14 protein-coding genes are annotated in these 17,229 nt (G+C 70.6%); 4 read left to right on the top strand and 10 right to left on the bottom strand.

Annotation, left to right across the window (positions count from 1 at the left end):
• Positions 1–52: 52 nt before the first annotated feature.
• The 5 genes from ACQEU1_RS36150 to ACQEU1_RS36130 form a co-directional block, all read right to left on the bottom strand.
• The gene (locus ACQEU1_RS36150) at positions 53–3,022 is read right to left on the bottom strand and encodes a helix-turn-helix transcriptional regulator (protein ID WP_433212207.1); all 2,970 of its coding nucleotides are present in this window, start codon (positions 3,020–3,022) and stop codon (positions 53–55) included.
• Between the two features lie 14 nt (positions 3,023–3,036).
• The gene (locus tag ACQEU1_RS36145) at positions 3,037–3,189 is read right to left on the bottom strand and encodes a hypothetical protein (protein WP_382439927.1); all 153 of its coding nucleotides are present in this window, start codon (positions 3,187–3,189) and stop codon (positions 3,037–3,039) included.
• A 687-nt stretch (positions 3,190–3,876) separates the two neighbouring features.
• Entirely contained in the window at positions 3,877–6,723 is a 2,847-nt protein-coding gene (locus tag ACQEU1_RS36140) for an AfsR/SARP family transcriptional regulator (RefSeq protein ID WP_433212203.1), read from the bottom strand.
• 324 nt (positions 6,724–7,047) lie between these two features.
• Positions 7,048–7,239: a DUF397 domain-containing protein gene (locus tag ACQEU1_RS36135; RefSeq protein WP_433212200.1), complete on the bottom strand. Its 192-nt coding sequence runs from the start codon at positions 7,237–7,239 to the stop codon at positions 7,048–7,050.
• Between the two features lie 23 nt (positions 7,240–7,262).
• Positions 7,263–8,108 (bottom strand): helix-turn-helix domain-containing protein, encoded by an 846-nt coding sequence (locus ACQEU1_RS36130; RefSeq protein WP_433212197.1) that lies wholly within the window; start codon positions 8,106–8,108, stop codon positions 7,263–7,265.
• A gap of 166 nt (positions 8,109–8,274) precedes the next feature.
• Here ACQEU1_RS36130 and ACQEU1_RS36125 point away from each other — a divergent pair, with 166 nt between their 5' ends.
• Positions 8,275–8,592 (top strand): hypothetical protein, encoded by a 318-nt coding sequence (locus tag ACQEU1_RS36125; RefSeq protein ID WP_285639035.1) that lies wholly within the window; start codon positions 8,275–8,277, stop codon positions 8,590–8,592.
• A 381-nt stretch (positions 8,593–8,973) separates the two neighbouring features.
• Positions 8,974–11,187, top strand: a complete 2,214-nt coding sequence (locus ACQEU1_RS36120) for a SulP family inorganic anion transporter (protein ID WP_433212194.1) — start codon at positions 8,974–8,976, stop codon at positions 11,185–11,187.
• 59 nt (positions 11,188–11,246) lie between these two features.
• Here ACQEU1_RS36120 and dacB read toward each other — a convergent pair whose 3' ends face one another.
• A complete protein-coding gene (gene dacB / locus ACQEU1_RS36115) occupies positions 11,247–12,779 on the bottom strand; it encodes a D-alanyl-D-alanine carboxypeptidase/D-alanyl-D-alanine endopeptidase (protein ID WP_433212191.1) in 1,533 nt (510 codons plus the stop codon).
• Positions 12,776–14,206 carry an NADP-dependent phosphogluconate dehydrogenase gene (gene gndA, locus ACQEU1_RS36110; RefSeq protein WP_433212188.1) on the bottom strand — a complete coding sequence of 477 codons (1,431 nt, stop codon included), beginning with the start codon at positions 14,204–14,206 and terminating at the stop codon, positions 12,776–12,778. The genes dacB and gndA overlap by 4 nt, the downstream gene beginning before the upstream one ends.
• A gap of 120 nt (positions 14,207–14,326) precedes the next feature.
• Here gndA and ACQEU1_RS36105 point away from each other — a divergent pair, with 120 nt between their 5' ends.
• The gene (locus tag ACQEU1_RS36105) at positions 14,327–14,629 is read left to right on the top strand and encodes a DUF2218 domain-containing protein (RefSeq protein ID WP_433212185.1); all 303 of its coding nucleotides are present in this window, start codon (positions 14,327–14,329) and stop codon (positions 14,627–14,629) included.
• Here ACQEU1_RS36105 and ACQEU1_RS36100 read toward each other — a convergent pair.
• On the bottom strand, positions 14,612–15,205 hold the full coding sequence (locus ACQEU1_RS36100) for a LysE family translocator (protein WP_433212182.1): 594 nt from the start codon (positions 15,203–15,205) through the stop codon (positions 14,612–14,614). The two genes, ACQEU1_RS36105 and ACQEU1_RS36100, sit on opposite strands and share 18 nt — an antisense overlap.
• A gap of 60 nt (positions 15,206–15,265) precedes the next feature.
• Between ACQEU1_RS36100 and ACQEU1_RS36095 the strand changes: the two genes are divergently transcribed.
• On the top strand, positions 15,266–15,775 hold the full coding sequence (locus ACQEU1_RS36095) for an Lrp/AsnC family transcriptional regulator (protein WP_433212179.1): 510 nt from the start codon (positions 15,266–15,268) through the stop codon (positions 15,773–15,775).
• Between the two features lie 4 nt (positions 15,776–15,779).
• On the opposite strand, the gene ACQEU1_RS36090 is transcribed toward ACQEU1_RS36095, so the two are convergent.
• The gene (locus ACQEU1_RS36090) at positions 15,780–16,208 is read right to left on the bottom strand and encodes a nuclear transport factor 2 family protein (protein ID WP_433212176.1); all 429 of its coding nucleotides are present in this window, start codon (positions 16,206–16,208) and stop codon (positions 15,780–15,782) included.
• Between the two features lie 30 nt (positions 16,209–16,238).
• A complete protein-coding gene (tesB, locus tag ACQEU1_RS36085; RefSeq protein WP_433212173.1) occupies positions 16,239–17,159 on the bottom strand; it encodes an acyl-CoA thioesterase II in 921 nt (306 codons plus the stop codon).
• Between the last annotated feature and the right edge of the window lie 70 nt (positions 17,160–17,229).

The following is a 17,229-nucleotide window of genomic DNA, read 5'->3' as shown; positions in this document are numbered from 1 at the left end:
GACATCAACTCCGCGACGCGTTGCGCATCAGCCTGAGGTATGACAACCGGGGCTACTCCAGCAGACCCCGGTCGTACGCGATCGCCACGGCCTCCGCGCGCCGCGACGCCCCGAGCTTCGCCATGATCCGGGAAAGGTGCACGGAAACGGTCTTCTCGCTGATGTAGAGCTCCTCGCCGACCTCGCGGTTCGTCCGTCCGGCGGCCACCAGGCCGAGCACGTCGCGTTCGCGCGGGGTGAAGAGGTCGACCTGGTCGCGCACCGGTTCGTCCGCCCGCAGGGTGATGCGGGCCCGCTTGGCGGCGGCCGCCACGGCCTCGCCGAGCGGCTTGGCCCCCAGCCGCGTCGCCACCTCGTCGGCGAGTCTGAGCTGCTCGGCGGCCTCGTCGCGGCGGTCGGCGCCGAGCAACGCCTCCCCGAGCCGCCACCGGCAGAGCGCCTGCTCGTACGGGACGCCGTACGCGAACTCGTCGATCGCGGCCTGCCACAGCCCGGGGTCGCCCGCACCGGTCAGCCTGGACTCCTCGGCGAGCGCGCGGGCGAGCCACGCCCTGCCCTCCGGACCGAGCGTGCTGGAGCGCGGCTTGCCGTTGCGCGCGGTCAGCCGCACGTGCTCGGCGAGTTCGTGACCTGCCGCGACGGCCTGCGCCTCGGCTTCGGCGTCGCGTTTGCGGCGGGCCTTCGCGGCGATCTCGGCGTGCGCCGCGACGCCGACCGCGCCGATCCTGATACCCGCGAGCATCCACGGCCCGCCGAGCTTGCGCGCCCACTCCAGGGCGTCGGTGACCCGTTCGACCGCGAGCTCCGGCCTGCCGCGCCACAACGCGAGCTCGGCGCCGGTGCCGCCGTTGATCAGCGCGATCTGGATGTCGCGGTGCCAGTCGCTGCGCAGCTTGGTGATCACCCGCTCCGACTCGGCGAGGTCGCCGCGCGAGACCGTGAGGTGGGTGCTCGCGGACGCCAGCCGCGCCAGCACCGTCGAGGACACGGCCATGCCCGGCGGTTCGCTCGCCCAGGCCGCGTACTCCCAGTCGCCGATGTAGTAGTGCACCAGGACCTGCAGGATGCGGATCTCCAGCCCGTACATGCTCCAGGTCAGGCCGGTCTCCTTGGCCCGGTTCCCGGCGAGGTTGTAGACCCGCGCGGCCTCGGCCAGATCGCCGCGGTCGTAGTGCATCAGGCCGTAGTAGTACCAAGCCCTCAGCTCGTTGTTGAACGCCCCGACCTCGCGCGCGCAGTCGATCGCCCGCTCGAAGCTGTCCCGCGCCTGCTCCGGCTGGCTCGCGTGGTCGTCGAGGATCGCGAGGGTGCCGAGGCCGTCCGCGACGGCACCGGGCGCGTTCGCCGTCTGGCCGTCCGCGATCGCGAGCTCGGCGTGTTCACGTGCTTGTGCGTCCTTGCGTTGCTGCCGCAGGGAAGAGGCCTTGCCGGCGAACACCCTGGCGCGCGTCGGGCTGGGTTCGCGGTCGCGCACGAGGTCGAGTGCCTTGCCCAGCACGAGGAAGTGCTCCTCCTCGTTGCCGTCGAGGATCGACAGCGCCTGGGACAGCCGCAGCCAGATCTCGGCGGCCTCCTCCGGCGTCTGCTCCGCGCTGATGGCCTTGGTGGCGCTGCGGGCGAACGCGACGGCCCGTTCGGGCTGCCCCGCCGTGCCGGCGACCCAGGACGCCCTGCGCAGCAGCACCGACTCGTCCACATCGGACGGACGATCCGTTTCCGGTACCGCGTTCCAGAGGTTGAGCGCCTTTTCCAGGTACCGCAACGACTCCGCGGGCGCACCCGCGCGTTCGGCCTCCTTGGCCGCCTCGATCGAGGCCTGCAGCGCGAGCGCCAGGTCGTGGCTCTCGAACGCGTGGTGCGAGAGCGCCGCCGCCGACCCGCGTTCGTCGAGCCGCTGGGTCAGGTGCCGGGCGTACGCGGCGTGCAGCCGGACCCGTTCGCCGGGCAGCAGGTCGCGGTAGACGGCCTCGCGGACGAGCGCGTGCCGGAACGTGTAGACCTCGTCGTCGCTCACGACGAGCAGGTGGTGCTGGACGAGCTCGCGCAGTGCCGTGTCGAACGCGAGGTCGGCCATGCTGGACACCTCGTGCAGCCGGTAGTGCCGGACCCGGCGCCCCCACGCCGACGCGACGCGAACGGCGTGCTGCGCCTCGGGACTCAGCCGTTCGACCCGGCTGAGCAGCACGTCGGCCAGCGCGGACGGCAACGACCTCGGGTCGTCGCACGTGGCGACCGCGATCAGCTCCTCGGCGAAGAAGGCGTTGCCCTCCGACCGTTCCGCGACCTGCTGGACGACGTCCTCCGGCAGGTCGTCGGACAGCGCCTCGACGAACCGGCGGGCGTCCGCCGCGTTGAACGGCGTGAGGTCCAGGCGGTCGACGGCGGGCAGCCGGACCAGCTCGGACAGCAAGGGGCGCAACGGATGGCTGCGGTGCAGGTCGTCCGCGCGGTAGGTGCCGACGACCAGCAGCCGCTGGGAACGCAGGCGGGACAACAGGAACGACAACAGGTACCGCGTCGACGCGTCGGCCCAGTGCAGGTCCTCGACGACGAGCAGCACCCGCTGCCGTTCGGAGAGATCGGTCAGCAACCCGAGCACCGCGTCGAACAGCTGGAGCTGCCCGACGTCCTGCTCCGGACGGCGGCCGGGAATCAGACTCGGCGCGATCATGCCCTCGGTGCCGGGCTCGCGTTCGGCCGGCAACGCGAGCTGCGGCAGCAACATCGCGAGCGCGGGCCGGTTCGACACGTCCTGGAGCTTGCCGAGCGCCTCCGCGAACGGCAGGTACGGCAACCCGGTCTCGCCGGCGTCGAGGCACCGTCCCATGAGGACGATCGTGTCCCCGGCACTCGCGGCCAGCTCGTCGATCAGCCGCGTCTTGCCGACCCCCGCGTCACCGGCGAGGAGCACCGCCCCCGCGGTGCCCTCCCCCGCCTGTGCCAGCGCGGCACGCAACCGGTCCAGCTCGCGGTCGCGCGCGACCAACGGGATGCCAGAACCAAGTCGCGCCACGAGTGGCATGTTTTCACATGTCATCACCGGGTGCTGCGGGGTTTTCCAGAGGTGCGGTGGATCACGCGGTGCAGCCACGACGGCGCGGAGCCGTTCGAGCGCTGCCAGTTGCACCGCGCGTTGCCACGTCGGTAGTCGATTTCCGCCTTGATCGCCTCAGGGGTCCACTCGGTCATGGTGGACAGAGTGCTGCTGAGGGGCCGGGCGCGGCATCGGGTGATCACGCAGTCCGCCGCGGCAGACCCCTTACCCGCGAGGCCGCGCCGGCACCCTTACCCGCCGCCAGACGGCCAAAGCCTCACCCCGGCAACCGAGCCAGCCGCACGCCTCAGCCACCGCACGCCGGCCGCCCCGCCGCAGCCAGCCGCACACGCCAGCCGCCTCGCACCGCAGCTCGCCGCACACGCCAACAGCCTCGCCCCAGCCCGCCGCACACGGCGGCCCCTCGCACCGCAGCTCGCCGCACACGCCAACCGTCTCGCACCAGCCCGCCTCGCCCAGCCCGCCTCGCCCAGCCCGCCTCGCCCAGCCCGCCTCGCCCAACCCGCCGCGCACGCCAGCCGCCTCGCCCAGCCCGCGTCGCTGGGCCCGCCTCGCACTGCGGCTCGCCGCACACCAGCAGCCGTCGCACGCCAACAACCTCGCACCTCAGCGAGTCCCGTACCCAGCAGCCCCGTGCGGCACCCGCCGCCTGCCCCGCGCACGCCAACCGCCTCACCCCAGCCCCGCCGCGCACGCCGGCCTTCCCCGCGCCACCAGCCCCAGCACCCCGAGCGGCCCGCACCCTTCAACGGCTCCTGCACCCCAGCCGCGCCGACCCTGCCGAGCCCTCAGCCCCGCCACTCACCGCGAGCGCACGAGCCCTACCCGGCCGCGCCGCTCACCGTCACCGCGCGCGCCCGAGCCAGCCGCGCCCGCACCCCATCGGCCTCCGGCGCCCCCAGCTCCGTGAACAACGCCAGCGCCCGCTGCCAGTGCGCCGCCGCCCCCGCCGCGTTCAGCCGCTCGAACACCGCCGCGAGCCGGTCGTGCGCCAGCGCCTGGTGGTACGGCGACACCGCGTCGCACGCCACCGCCAGCGCCGTCCGCGCCGCCGACAGCGCGCCGTCGGTGTCGCCGGTCTCCAGCAACGCCGTCGAGATGTCGGTGTGGCAGGCCGCCTCACCGCACTGCTCGCCCACCTCGTGGTACATCCGCAGGGCGACCCGCAGCCATGGCATCGCGTCGTCGAACCGCTGCGTGCTCAGGTACAGCAGGCCCAGGTGGTGGTGGGCGTTGGCCTCGGCCCACCGCGAGCCCGCGATCCGCGAGATCTCCATCGCCTCGCGGTAGTGCGCCTCGGCCTCCGCGTGCCGGCCGAGGTCCTGCAACGTGCCCGCGACGGTGGTCAGCGCGCGGGCCTGCTGGTGCACGTCCTCCTTGCGGCGCGCGGTTTCCAAAGCGCCTTGCTGGGCCTGCAACGCTTCCTCGAAGCGTTCGAACTGGAGCAGCGCCACGCCGAGGTTGAACTGCATGACGAACCGCGCGTCGTCGTCGTTCAGCGCGATCGCCGCCTGCAACGCGGCTTCGGTGAGGCGCAACGAGGTCTCGCGTTCGGTGCGGAGCCAGAGGTAGCGCGACAGCGTGTACGGCAGCTGCCAGGCGTGGACGTGCCATCCCGAACCCGAGGCGAGCTCCGCGGCGGCGATGAGGTTCGCGCGTTCGGCGTCGAACCAGGCCGTCGCGTCGGCGGGCCCGGAGATCGCGGGCACGTGCGGAGGCCTGTGTTCGGGGGCGACGAGGACGCTGCCGCGGTTGATCGGCAGCAGGCCGTCGGCGAGGTCGGCGCAGTGCAGGTAGTAGTCGAGCATGCGGCCGGTGGCGGCGCGGCGTTCCGGTTCGGACAGCTCGCGGGCGAGGGTCTTGGTGTAGACGCGGACGATGTCGTGCGCGAAGTGGCGGCCCGGTTCGCTGACGGACAGCAGGTTCGCGGCGGTCAACGCGTCCAAGGCGCGTTGCGCCTCGACCAACGCGACGTCACCCATCGCCGCGACCACGTGCGGGGTCAGGTCGGCGCCGGGGTGCAGGCCGACGATCGCCAGCAGCCGCGACGGCTCGGCCGGTAATGCCCGGCGGGACGCGTCCAGAGCCGCCCGGACGGTCCCCTCGCCGTCCTCCAGTCCCAACGCGGCCAGCCGGCCCTGCTCGTCCTGCAACTCAAGAACCAGCTCGGCCACGCGCAGACGGGGTGACACGGCGAGACGTGCCGCCGCGATCCGCAACGCCAGCGGCAGTCCGTCGCAGAGCTCGGCCAGCGTCCGCAACGCACCGGCCTCGATGTCGGACCGCCCGGCGATGCGCTCCAGCACGTCGACCGCCGCGTCGGGGTCGAGCATGTCCAGCTCGATCAGCTTCGCCTCGACCTGCGCGACCAGCCCGACGAGCCGCCGCCGCGACGTCACGACCACGCACGACGGCGCGCCCGGCAGCAGTGGCAGCAGATCGGCGGAGCTGCGGACGTTGTCGAGCATCACGAGCATGCGGCGGTCGGCCAGCAACGTCCGCAGCAGCGCCGAGCGTTCGTCGACCGACACCGGCGTGTCCCCGGCCGGCACGCCGAGCGCGCGCAGGAACCGGTTGAGCACCTCGCCGATCTCCAGCGGCTCGCGGTTCGGGTCGTACCCGTGCACGTCGACGTAGAGCTGGCCGTCCGGGAACTCCTCGCGCACCCGGTGCGACCAGTGCAACGCGAGCGCGGTCTTGCCGACACCGGCCGGACCGGTCACCAGCAGCACCGGGCCGTCGTGGCCGCGCAGCAACGCGTCCATCGCGGCCAGTTCGGGATCGCGGCCGATCAACGCGACGGGCGCGCGCGGCAGCTGCGCCGGGACCGTCACCGCAGCGGGTTCGGGCGCCGGCTGCTGCTGCGGCACGCGCACGGGCGCACGTTCCGGTTCGGGACTGTCCCCCGCCAGCACGGCCTGGTGCACGCGCCGCAGTTCCGGTCCCGGTTCGACGCCGAGCTCCTCGATCAGCACGGCCCGTGCCTCGCGGTACGCGGCGAGCGCCTCGGCCTGCCGCCCGGCCTGCACCAACGCGCGCATCAGCAGCCCGTGGCCGCGTTCGCGCAACGGGTGCTCGACGACCATCGACCCCAGCTGCGACACCAGTTCCGGACCCTGCCCGATCGCGAGGCCGAGCTCGGCGCGTTCCTCCAGCACCGCGAGGCGGCGTTCGACGAGCCGGCCGCGTTCGACGTCCGCGTGCAGCCCGGACACCCCGCCCAGGGGTTCGGCGCGGAACAACGCCAGCGCGTCGTCCAGCTCGACCGCGGCTCCGGCGAGGTCACCGGCGGCGCGCATGCGGTTCGCGAGCAGCACTTGACGTTCGAACACGTCGAGGTCGAGCGCGCCCGGCTCGATGCGCATCAGGTAGCCGTCGCCGACCGAGGTCAGCAGCTCGGCGGGCGCACGGCGGGCACGGGTCGGTTCGAGCGCCCGGCGGAGTCCTGCGACGTAGGTCTGGACCAGGTTGACGGCGCTGGAGGGCACGTTGTCGCCCCAGACGGCCTCGATGATCTGCCCGCGGGACACGGGGGTGTTGCGCGCGAGCAGCAGGACCGCGAGGACCGCGCGTTGCTTCGCCGCACCGAGATCAACCTCTTGACCTGCGCGAACGACCCGGAGAAGGCCGAGAACCTCGAACCGAAGGGGTTCCTCGCCGTGCGTCACCGCTCTGTCCCTCGCCTGTGGGCCACCTGGAGCTTGAAGATCACTTCAGTCGGGCTCCAGTCGTGCTGTAGAAGGCATTCTTACGCTTAGCGTGTCCAACCAACCACAGACCGCGAGATCAACGGAAACCGGAGATCAGCGAGTCCGACCAGGTTGGACCGGACAGCGGAACACCCGCTGCTCCCCATGATCGACGTGGGTCGGCCGGCGTGCAAGGGGCATCCAGCCCGCGGCGGCGGAACGCCGGCCGGCCCACGTCCCCTCACGACGAAGAAGGCCCCGGCCGGGATGATCCCGGCCGGGGCCTTCTCGCGTGTCTGTCGATCAGCTGACAAAAGAGCCGTTCTTCGCGGCGGCGAGGAACGTGTCCCACCCCGCGTCGCCGAACCTCAGCCGCGCGCCGTCCGCGTTCTTGCTGTCACGAACCGCCGCGCCCGCCGAGACGAGCGCGATCTCCACGCAGTCGGCTCCAGCGGCCGAGGACCGGCTGCTCTTGCGCCAACTCAAGCTTTCCACAGTCTGTTCACTCCCGGTCGCGGTCACGCGAGAGTGCGAGCGACTTCGGTGATCAAGGCGAAGGACTCCCGCTGCGGAAGCGAGGCGCTCACCAGCCGCTCGAACATCTCGGCGTAGGAAAGGACGTCCGACTGCTGTTCCAGGTAGACGCCGCTTCTGGTGCTTTCGATGTACACGACGTCGGGGTCGAGCCGCTCGGGAAAGCTGAGGATCACGAACGGGCCGTCCATGGCGGCATGACCACCGGCGTCGAACGGCACGACCTGCATCACGACGTTCTGCAGCGCGCCGATCTCAAGAAGACGCGCCAACTGCACGCGCATCACCCCTGGGCCGCCGACGAGTCTGCGCAGGGCGGCCTCGTCGATCACGGCGTGCAGGCGCAACGGGTCGTCCTCGCGCAGCAGGGCCTGCCTGGCCTTGCGCAACCGGACGCGGCGGTCGATCTCGGCGGTGCTCGCGTTCGGCAAGCCCTGGCAGATCAACGCTCTCGTGTACGCCTCGCACTGCAGCAGGCCGGGGATCATCAGGCCCTGATAGCTCCTGATCGAGTCCGCGTCGGCCTCGTACCCCACGTAACGACCGGGCACGATGTCGCCGAACTCGTCCCACCACGCCTTGCGGCGGGCTTCCCTGGCGAGCTGGACCAGTTCCTCGAGGGCGGCGGCGTCCGCACCGTAGGCGGTGAGCATGTCCCGCACGTCGCGCGGGCTCACCCCCACCCTGCCCGTCTCGATGCGGCTGATCTTGGAGGCGGAGCACTCCAGGCGCTCCCCGACCTCCTCGATCGTCAGCTCGGCCACTTCACGCAGACGCCGGAGCTCGCTCACGAGCCGACGCTTGCGCAGGGTCGGGCTGCTACCCCGCATGACGCCTCCTGAGTGGCATCCGCTCCTCCTGGTCGTTCCCAGTTTGAGAGCAAACCAGCCCGCCGCAAAGAGACGTCATCCATTCGTGTACTGCAACTTGCAGATCGCAGGTTGGGCGCGCCAGGCTGCATGGGTTGCTTACGCACGGACTGGAGCTCTGAGCCTGATGGCCGTCACGGTGTTCAGCCAACTGGACAAGTCGCTGCACTCCCACCTGGCCACACTCACCGACCTCGCCGCCCGCGGCGACGACCAGACCGCTCTCGTACTCGCCAGGGTTGAGTTGCCGAGGGTGGTCGCGGTGGTGAAGGCGTTGCTCGACGAGCACCAGCCCGACGAGCACGGCCGGTGCGCGACCTGCAAGCGCGGCTGGTTCTCCAGGCGGATGCCCGCACCGTGCCGTGCCTACCTGTCGGCGCAGCTGATCCTGACCGTCGTCGGCCAGGAGACTTCGCACGGCAAGCACCTGCGCTCGGTAGGCTGATTTCTCCGAACTCGATAGTTCTTCGGTTCCCTCACGACCTGGGCCGGCTCCGCACCCCCCGACCGGAGCCGGCCCTTCTACGTCATCACCAGGCGTGACGACCCGAGCCAAGATCAACACGGTTGGCTGAAAGGTCTGTCACAGCACCGTTTCCGGCCTCATCATTGGTGACGACGCGGCCTGATCCGACCCACGATGCCTGTGCCGACACGGAGGTGTTCCCGTGCCGACCCCGCATGACCGCGCCGACGAGCTCGATGCCGTCCGGCCGCGCCGAATGCTGCCCTTAGAGCGCATCTAGAGCTTTCCGGCTCACTCCCCCTCCCCGCCCTGTGCATCCGTCGCACAGGGCTATGCCGCTATTCAGCAAAGGGACTTCTCGTGAACCATCAGCCCAGGTCCAACGCAGGCGACCACACCCCGCACGGCCCTCCGGTGCTCCTGAAGCACGACCTGCCCGCGAGCTTCGTGCTGTTCCTCATCTCGATCCCGCTCTCGCTCGGCATCGCGCACGCCACGGGCGCGCCGCTGATGGCCGGGATCATCTCCGCGATCATCGGCGGCGTGGTCGTCGGCGCGATCAGCGGGGCTCCGTTGCAGATCAGCGGTCCCGGCACCGGGCTCGTGGTGATCGTGGCCGGGCTCGTCGCGCAGTTCGGGTGGGCGGCCACGGCGGCGATCACGCTGGCCGCGGGCGTGCTGCAGCTCGCGCTGGGGCTCACCGGGATCAGCCGCCTGGTGATGTCGCTGTCCCCCGCCGTGGTGCACGGGATGCTGGCGGGCATCGGCATCTCCATCGCCGTGGGGCAGCTCGTCGTGCTGCTGGGCGGCACGGCGGCGTCGACCGTGCCGGCGAACCTCGCGCTGCTGCCGGGAGAAGTGGTCTCGGCGCAGCTCGGGTCCGTTGTGGCCGGTGCCGTCGCGATCGCGGTTCTCCTGCTGTGGCACCGGGTTCCGCGTGCGTCGCTGGTGCCCGCGCCGCTGGTGGCCGTCGCGCTGGCGACCGGGCTGGCGTTCGTGCTGCGGCTCGACGTGGCCCGCGTGGACCTGCCGGACAGCCACGCGCTGACGTTCCCCGAGATGCCGCAGGGCAGTGCCGGCACGGTGGTGACCGCCGTCGTGACCGTGGCGCTGGTGGCGAGCATGGAGTCGTTGCTGTCGGCCGTCGCCACGGACCGGTTGCACGACGGGCCACGCGCCCGGCTGGACAAGGAGCTGATCGCGCAGGGCACCGGCAACGTGCTCGCGGGCGCGCTCGGCGGGTTCCCGATCAGCGGCGGCCTCGCGCGGAGCTCCACGAACGTCGCGGCCGGCGCGAAGACCCGGTACGCGGCCATCTTCCAGGGCGTCTGGATCGCGGTGGCGGTGCTCGCGTTCGCCCCGGCGCTGGAGCTGATCCCGCTGGCGGCGCTGGCGGGCGTGCTGTTCGTCGTCGGGCTGAAGCTCGTGTCGGTGCAGCGCATGCGGAACCTCCTGCAGCACCGGGAGTTCGTGGTCTACGCGACGACCGCGCTCGGTGTCGTCCTCTTCGGACTGCTGGAAGGCGTGGTCGCGGGGCTCGCGGTCGCGCTGCTGCGCGCGTTGTACCGGTTGACGCACTGCTCGGTGCGGGTCGAGGGCAACCGGGTGTGCGTGCGCGGATCGCTGGTGTTCCTCGGGGTCGGGCGGCTCGTGCGGGAGCTGCGCCGGATGCCGCAGGGCGAGACCGTGGTGCTGGAGCTGCACGTCGACTACCTGGACCACGCGTCCTACGAGGCGATCAACGACTGGCGCGAGGGCTACGAACGGCTCGGCGGCCGGGTGCGGGTCGACGAGGTGCACGACACCTGGTACGACCGCGCGAACCAGGGCAAACCGGGCCGGCGCAAGACGTTGCCCGGTCCGCTGCCCCGCTGGTTCGCGCCGTGGTCGCACTGGCAGGGCACGCCGGGGGCCGTGACGTTGCCGGCCCAGCGCGCCTCGGTCGAAGGCGACCCGATGCTGCGCGGGATGCACGAGTTCGAACGCCGCTCGGCGCCGTTGGTGCGGCCGTTCCTGCACGAGCTGGCGGTGCACGGGCAACGGCCCCAGCAGCTGTTCATCACGTGCGCGGACTCCCGGGTCGTGCCGAACCTGATCACCACGTCCGGGCCGGGCGACCTGTTCTGCGTGCGCAACATCGGCAACCTGGTGCCGACGCCGTCCACCGGCGACAGCTCGGTCGGTGCCGCCGTCGAGTACGCGGTGGAGATCCTCAACGTCAGCACGATCGTCGTTTGTGGACACTCCGACTGCGGTGCGATGAAGGCGCTGGTGAAGGGGTCGGCCTCCAGGGGCTCGCACCTGCACTCGTGGCTGCGCAACGCCGAGCCGTCGTTGATCAGGTTCCACGCGCCGACCGCGCCGGGCTGCGCGGAGCTGCCGGTGGCCGACCGGCTGGCGGTCGCGAACGTCGCGCAGCAGCTCGACAACCTGCTCGGGTTCCCGAGCGTGCGGGAGGCGATCGCGGCGGGCACGCTGACGTTGAAGGGCATGTACTTCGACATCTCGAACGCCCGCGTCTACCTGGTCGACCCGGACCGCAACGGGCTCGAACCCGTGCCGTCCCCGGCGTAGAAAGCGAGGAGCCGCCCCGGAAACGTTCCCCGGGGCGGCTCCACTGTGGACTTCTCAGATCAGCAGGTGCCGATCCACGAGCACTCCACGTCGAACCGTTCCTGCGCGGGGACCTTGGCGCGGTCCTGCGCCGGAGCCTTGCGCTGCTGCGGCACCGTCTGGACCTGCGGCGCGATCGAGGTGCCGCCGTCCGAGGCCAGCCGCACGGCGATGCGGTCCTCGATGTTCTTCGGGTTGTTGAACAGCAGAACGTTGTTCTGCACCACCGAGAACACCAGGTCGCGGCCCGCGGCCGTCTTCACGTAGCCGGACAGGCCGGAGACGCCCGAGAGCGACCCGGTCTTGGCCTTCACGTTGCCCGCGGCCGCCGTGTTCTTCATGCGGTTCGCGAGCGTGCCGTCGACACCGGCGACCGGCAGCGACGCCTGCCACCCGGCGAACCACGGCTTGGTCTTCGCCTTGATCAGCACCGACGTCAGGTCGTCCGGCGAGAACTGGTCGAGCCGGGACATGCCGGAGCCGTCGAAGACCTCGACCGCGTTCGGGTCGACGCCCAGGCCGGACCACTTGGTGCTGAGCTGGTTGATGCCGTTGGTGAACGAACCACCCGCGGTCTTGACCAGCACCTCGGCCAGCATGTTGTTGCTGTCCTTGAGCAACGGCACGTTCAGCTCGCTGAGCTTGATCGACGTGTCCGTCGCGAGGACCGCGGCGCCGGCCGCCGCCTTCTGCCGCTTCACGCCGCCGGTGACGGTGATCCCGCTGGCCTGCAAGGCCTTCTGGAACACCGACGTCACGAGCCCGGCCGGGTCCTTGACCGACGTGAGCCTCGTGGTCTCGACGGACGTGGAGCCGCTGACGACGATCCGGTTCGTGCCGTGCTCGCGTTCCACGAAGAGCCCGGCGTTGCCGGTCGTCGCCGTGGACACGATCTGCACGTGGTCGTTCGCCGGTTCGGTCGTCACGATCGCCGGGGCGCCCGCCGCGGCGCCCGGCTTGACGCGCACGACGACCGTGCCCGCGCTGAACTTCGCGTCCGGCGAGAGCGTGAGGGCCGACGTCTCCGCGCTGTAGGAGAACGGTTCGTCGTCCCACGCCCAGCCCGTGCCGTACGGCTGCGCGTCGAACTTGGTGTCGTCGATGACCAGCGCGCCGTCGACCGTGGTGACACCACTGGCCTTCAGCGTGTCCGCGAGCTGCTGGTAGCGCAGCCGGGACATCGTCGGGTCGCCGCCACCGCGCAACGCGAGGTCGCCGTTCAGCGTCGTCCCGGACCTCGTCCCGGCCGACACGAGCTCGGTCTTCCAGCGGAAGTCCGGGCCCAGCAGGTCGAGCGCCGTCGTCGTCGTGAGCAGCTTCATGTTCGACGCCACCTGGGAACGCCTGCTGCTCTGCCTGGTGTAGATCACTTCGCCTGTGCCGGCGTCCCGCACGACCAGGCCGACATCCGCGCCCTTGAGCGCGTTGTCGGCGAGGATCGCGTCGAGATCAGCCGTGAGGGCCTCGTTGCCGACCGCCACGGCGCCGCCGCTGGACGTCAGGGAGAACCCTGCCGCCACAGCGACGACCGCCCCCAGAACCTTTAACTTCACGCTTCCACCTCTGATCGATCACCCGACCACAACGTGTGGAAGCTACCGGGCTTGTCGGTGCGCCTGTACGTGTGCGCCCCGAAGAAGTCCCTTTGTCCCTGAACAAGTGCCGCTGGGAGCCTTTCGGAACGAAGCCCGTCGTAGTAGGCCAGAGCGGACACGAAACCGGGCGTCGGCACACCGGATTCGACCGCACGGACCACGACCCTGCGCCAAGCGGCCTCCGCGTCGCGGACCGCGTCGCGGAAGTAGTCGTCCACCAGAAGGGACGCGATGTCCGCGTTCTTGTCGTACGCCTCGCGGATCCGGTTGAGGAACTGCGCGCGGATGATGCAGCCGCCGCGCCAGATCGTCGCCATCGCGCCGAGGTCGATGTTCCAGTCGAAGTTCTTGGACGCCTCGCGCATCATGTCGAAGCCCTGCGCGTACGCGACGACCTTCGACGCGTAGAGCGCCTGGCGCACGTCGTCGACGAGGTCGGCGTCCGGCTTCGCGACGACCTCGCTGGCGCCGAACGCGTCGCGCACGGCCTTGCGCTGGTCGGTGTGGCCGCTCAGGCTGCGCGCGAACACGGCCTCGGCGATGCCGGTGACCGGGACGCCGAGCTCCAGCGCCTCCTGCACGGTCCAGCGGCCGGTGCCCTTCTGCTCCGCCGCGTCCTCGATGACCTGCACGAGCGGGGTGCCGTCCGCGTCGACGTGCTTGAGCACCTCGGCGGTGATCTCGACCAGGTACGACTCCAGGTCGCCCGAGTTCCACTGCGTGAAGACCTCGGAGATCTCCGCCGGCGTCTGCCCGCCGATGCGGCTCAGCAGGTCGTACGCCTCGGCGATCAGCTGCATGTCGGCGTACTCGATGCCGTTGTGGACCATCTTCACGAAGTGCCCGGCGCCGTCCGGCCCGACGTGCACGCAGCACGGCTGACCGTCCACCTTGGCGGCGATCTCCTCGAAGACCGGGCCGACGTGCTGGTACGACTCGGCCGGGCCGCCCGGCATGATGCTGGGGCCGTTGAGCGCGCCCTCCTCGCCACCGGAGATGCCGGCGCCGACGAACAGCAGCCCCTTCTCCTTCAGCGCGGCCTCGCGGCGGCGCGTGTCGGCGTAGTGGGCGTTGCCGCCGTCGATGACCATGTCGCCGGGTTCGAGGATCCCGCTCAGCTCGTCGATGACGGCGTCGGTGGGGCCACCCGCCTTGACCATGATGATGATCTGGCGCGGCGTCTGCAGGCTGTCGACCAGGTCCTGCAACGTCTCGGCGCCGACGAAGTCGCCCTCGTGGCCGTGCTCTTCGAGCAGGGCCTTCATCTTCGCGGGCGTCCGGTTGTGCACGGCCGTTTTGAAGCCGTGGCGCGCGAGGTTGCGCGCGAGGTTGCTGCCCATGGTGGCAAGACCGGTGACCGCGATACGTGCTTTGCCTTCCGTCATGCGCACAGCCTGCCGTGTTCTCTCGCTTTGCGCGAGACGTCACAGCGTGTTCTCAGACTCCGTTTTGGCAGGTGAACCGCGTCACGTGCCGGTACGTATGGCTAGGCGTAAGTTGGCTTCATGACGGAATTCACGAGCGTGGGACGCTCGGCGACCGACCGTGCCTCCAGGTACGGATCGCAGCTGGTGAAGCACTTCACTGCGAAGGACGTGGAAGGGTCCTGGGAGGACACCCGCGGTTTCGTGCGGTTCTCGTTCGGCCTGGCCGAGTTCGAGGCCGCGTCCGACGCGTTGATCATGCGCGTCGCGTGCACGTCGGAGGAGGACGTGGCACGCCTGCGCGATGTCGTCGAACGGCACCTGGTCCGGTTCGGCACCCGTGACGAGCTGTCCGTCACGTGGGACTCAGGTAGCGAGAACTGACGCGGCCAACCCGATGAGAGCGGTCCCACAGACCCGTTCGAAGTGCGCGCGGGTCTTGGGCTTGCTCAGCAGCCTGCCCAGCTGACGCGCGGACGGCACCACGATCACCCAGAACACGGCGAACACCCCGACCGTCACCGCGCTGAGCAACGCCGCCTGGGGCAACGGCGCGGCGGCCGGGTCCATCGCCTGTGGGATGAGGCTCAGGAACGTGAGCATCACCTTGGGGTTCAACAGGTCGCACAACATGCCGCGCAGGAACACGTTCTTCTGCTGCGGCTGTTCGGTGATCGGCTTGCTGGCCGACCTCAGCGTCATGAACCCGACGTAGGCCAGGTACACCGCGCCGACCGCCTTGACGACGAACAACGCCGTCGGCGCGGCCGCTACGAGCGCCGACAACCCGAGCGTCGCCAGCGTGCCGTGGATCAACAACCCGGTGAGCACCCCCAGCGCCGCCTCGACGCCCTTCCGGAAGCTCCGGACCGCGTTCCCCATGACCAGCACGAAGTCCGGGCCGGGCACGACCGTGATCACCACGAGTGCCAGCAGGAACGACGTCCACGCGATGTGCATGCCGCAGATCGTCTGCCGTTCGTTCGTGCGGATTCCAGCAGCTCAGTACGATGTTCGGTTATGCGCGAACAAGCCGAACTGGATTCGGTCGACTGGCACATCCTGGAGGAGTTGCAGAACGACGCCACCCTCCCGAACCGCGCGCTGGCCGAGATCGTCGGCCTCGCGCCGTCGTCCTGCCTGCAGCGGGTGCGGCGGCTGCGCGACCTCGGCGTGATCACCGGCAGCCACGCCGTGGTCGACCCGGCCACGACCGGGCTGCCGCTGGAGGCCGTGATCTCGGTGAACGTCCGGCCGCACACCCGGCCGGTGGTGGCGGGCTTCCGGGCGTTCGTGATGGCGCAGCCGGAGACCCGGTCGATCTTCCACGTCTCCGGGCAGGCCGACTTCCTGATCCACATCGCGGTGGCGGACTCGACGCACCTGCAGGCGTTCCTGATGGACAAGATCGCGGTGCGGACGGAGGTCCGCAACCTCACCAGCTCCGTGGTGCTGGAACGGGTCGAGACCCGCGCGCTGACGCCGCCGGCGACCCTGCGGCCCACGCATCGGCGGCGCCGCACGGACTAGCGGGTCAGCTGCAGTCGTCGATCCTCCACACGCCGGACTCACGCACCCACGGCTCACCACGCTGGTCCAACTCGGCCTTGTCGTACGTGTAGGTAACGCGAGCGAGGTCCCCCGCCGCTTGATCGACCTTCAGGGACCGGATCTCCTGCGGTCCGTACAGCGTCCCTGCTTGCTGCACGAGCATCACGAAGTTCGGACGCGTGTTGCGTTCCTTGCACCGCTGTGACAGGAGGTCGTACGCCGCGTCGCCGTTGCCCGCGAGGAACGCGGTCGAGTAGGCGCGCACCTGCTGTTCCAAGGCCGTGTTGTCCGGTGCCGCACTGGTGGTCGTGACGGCGGGTGCTTCGGACACAGACGCCGTCGGACCACCGGCACCACCGCACCCGGTCACCGCGACCAGCAGCCCTGCCGTCGCTCCGATTCGAATGATCACACCCGGCTATCGCGCGGAGAGTTCCCGCCGCTACGCCTGCGCGCCTTCGCCGGCCGAGGGCTTGATCACGCGGATGAGCCCCTCCTGCACCACCGTCGCCACCAGCGCGCCGTCCTGCGTGAAGAACTGCCCGGTCGCCAGCCCGCGGTTCCCCGAGGCGGAAGGCGAAGCGGTGTCGTACAACAACCACTCGTCGGCGCGGAACGGCCGGTGGAACCACATCGCGTGGTCCAGCGAGGCCCCGAGCACCTTGTCCAGTCCCCAGTAGACACCGTGCTTCGCCAGCACCCCGTCCAGCAACGTCATGTCCGACGCGTAGGTCATGATGCAGAGGTGCAGCATCGGGTCGTCCGGCAGCTTGCCGTCGGCCTTCATCCACACCTGCGACGCCGCCTCGCCGGGACCGTCCTCACGGGACTCCCACGGCGGCTCGGTCACGTACCGCACGTCGATCGGCCGCGGGAACTTCGCGTTCATCAGCGGGAAGTCCGCTGTCGCCTCGCGCCACGTCGGCAGGGTCTCCGGGTCGGGCACGGACGGCATCGCGGCGGCGTGCTCGTTGCCCTGCTCCTCCAGCTGGAAGGAGGCGGAGAGGGTGAAGATCGCCTTGCCGTGCTGCACGGCCACGACGCGGCGGGTGGTGAACGAGCGGCCGTCGCGGATGCGGTCCACCTCGTACACGATCGGCACGCGCGGGTCGCCGGGGCGGATGAAGTACGAGTGCAGCGAGTGCACCCGCCGTTCGGCAGGGACGGTGCGGCTCGCGGCCACCAGGGCCTGGCCCGCCACCTGGCCGCCGAAGACGCGCACGGGCGACTCGGCGGGTGAGACGCCTCGGAAGATGTTCTCCTCGATGCGTTCCAGGTCGAGCAACGCGACCAGGTCGTCCACTGCGGATTGCCCGCTCAGGCCAGAGGGCGAGGTAGCGGCGGCTCGGGCGGCCTCAGTCACGGCAGAACTCTCCTAGCGGCACGGACACGGCAACGGCCCCGCGTCCTCACACAACAGTATGAGGGCGCGG

This window comes from Lentzea sp. CA-135723 (assembly GCF_050936595.1).
Lineage (GTDB): Bacteria > Actinomycetota > Actinomycetes > Mycobacteriales > Pseudonocardiaceae > Lentzea.
The sequence above is the reverse complement of the archived record's forward strand: the minus strand, read 5'-3'. Positions and strand labels throughout refer to the sequence as shown.

Coding starts and splice junctions, on each gene's coding strand:
- ACQEU1_RS36130 (WP_433212197.1), bottom strand. CDS start 8,108: ATGCGGGGTAGCAGCCCGACCCTGCGCAAGCGTCGGCTCGTGAGCGAG.
- gndA (WP_433212188.1), bottom strand. CDS start 14,206: ATGACGGAAGGCAAAGCACGTATCGCGGTCACCGGTCTTGCCACCATG.
- ACQEU1_RS36125 (WP_285639035.1), top strand. CDS start 8,275: ATGGCCGTCACGGTGTTCAGCCAACTGGACAAGTCGCTGCACTCCCAC.
- ACQEU1_RS36105 (WP_433212185.1), top strand. CDS start 14,327: ATGACGGAATTCACGAGCGTGGGACGCTCGGCGACCGACCGTGCCTCC.
- ACQEU1_RS36150 (WP_433212207.1), bottom strand. CDS start 3,022: ATGCCACTCGTGGCGCGACTTGGTTCTGGCATCCCGTTGGTCGCGCGC.
- ACQEU1_RS36145 (WP_382439927.1), bottom strand. CDS start 3,189: ATGACCGAGTGGACCCCTGAGGCGATCAAGGCGGAAATCGACTACCGA.
- ACQEU1_RS36095 (WP_433212179.1), top strand. CDS start 15,266: ATGCGCGAACAAGCCGAACTGGATTCGGTCGACTGGCACATCCTGGAG.
- ACQEU1_RS36100 (WP_433212182.1), bottom strand. CDS start 15,205: ATGCACATCGCGTGGACGTCGTTCCTGCTGGCACTCGTGGTGATCACG.